The sequence below is a fragment of the Arsukibacterium perlucidum DSM 18276 genome (assembly GCF_000382165.1).
GTDB lineage: Bacteria > Pseudomonadota > Gammaproteobacteria > Enterobacterales > Alteromonadaceae > Alishewanella > Alishewanella perlucidum.
Map to the genome: position 1 here is coordinate 1 of NZ_KB907778.1, position 1431 is coordinate 1431.

The following is a 1431-nucleotide window of genomic DNA, read 5'->3' on the forward strand; positions in this document are numbered from 1 at the left end:
TAATGCCGATCAGATAAGAGTTTTTCAGATCGGTTGACCGATCCAAGGGCTGGTATATAAAGGCTTACAGAATAAACCCTGTAGGCCTTTTTTATGCACATTAGCCAAGCTCTTGAGACCGTTTTAGTAAACAGCCATACCATTAGTTTCGACAGTCTGTCGGATGTTCTAGACCCTGCACTTATTGAGACAGGACTTGGTATTGCAGGCGTATCAACCATCCGGACCCGTCGGCTGCCTATGGAGCAAATGGTATGGGCCGTATTGGGAATGGCTCTGTTCCGTAATATATCGATAAAACAGCTGGTATCCCAGCTGGATATTTTGCTGCCAGGTAAAGCCCCCTATGTTGCTCCCAGTGCTGTCGTGCAAGCAAGACAGCGCCTTGGTTATGAAGCAATAGAGCATATTTTTAATCTCACCGCAGGACATTGGAATGAGAAGGCTGAGCACCCTAATTGGTGTGGCTTAACCTTGCTGGGTGTTGATGGTGTGGTGTTCAGAACTGAAGATACGCCAGAGAACAGCGCGGCATTCGCCAGAACAAAGTCCCAAACCGGTGAAGCCTGCTATCCGCAAATCCGCATGGTCTGCCAGATGGAGTTAACGAGCCATTTGCTAACCGCCAGCCGATTTGACAGTGTAGATGTCAACGAGATGATTCTGGCCGAAGATTTAATCGCCCACACCAGCGATAACTCGCTGACCTTATTCGACAAAGGGTTTTACTCGTTAGGCCTGCTGCATAAATGGCAAAGCACAGGTGAACAGCGCCATTGGTTGCTGCCACTTAGAAAACAGACACAGTACGAGGTTATCCGCTCTTTAGGTAAGCATGACCAGCTCGTCAGGCTGACAACAACACCTCAGTCACGTAAGAAGTTTGCTGACCTGCCGCAGACCATGGAGGCGAGATTGCTCAGCAAAACGATTAAAGGCAAAGAAGTAAAAATCTTATGCTCCCTGACCGACCCGATGCGTTTTCCAGCTGCTGACATTGTGGATTTATACTCGACTCGCTGGGAAATAGAGTTAGGCTTCAGAGAGATAAAACAATCTATGCTTCACAATGCCTATACGCTTCGTTCGAAAAAACCCGATATGGTCAAACAAGAGCTGTGGGGGGTGTTATTGGCGTACAACCTCATTCGCTATCAAATGGTTCTTATGGCCGCATCATTAGGTAAAGATATCTCGCCAAGCCAGCTAAGCTTCAAGGAGGCTGCCAGTCACATCGTGTTCCAGCTCGCCACATTACCTTATGTGTCACCGGGCCGTATTCCACGAGTGGTAATGGATATTACGGCAATGGCTTCATACTTCCTGCTGCCCGGAAGACGAGAGCGATGTTATCCCCGCTGCGTAAAATCAAGCAAATTGAAGTATCCTGTCAGAAAGAAAAATGCCGGTCAGCTTAACTGACCGGCATTA

General features: G+C 47.9%; 1 protein-coding gene. It reads left to right on the forward strand.

Features of this window, described 5'->3' with window-relative positions; genetic code table 11:
- The first annotated feature begins 93 nt into the window (after nt 1–93).
- Complete coding sequence (locus tag H141_RS0119610) at nt 94–1422, forward strand: IS4 family transposase (RefSeq protein ID WP_019677965.1); 1329 nt, start codon at nt 94–96, stop codon at nt 1420–1422.
- The last annotated feature ends 9 nt before the right edge of the window (nt 1423–1431 follow it).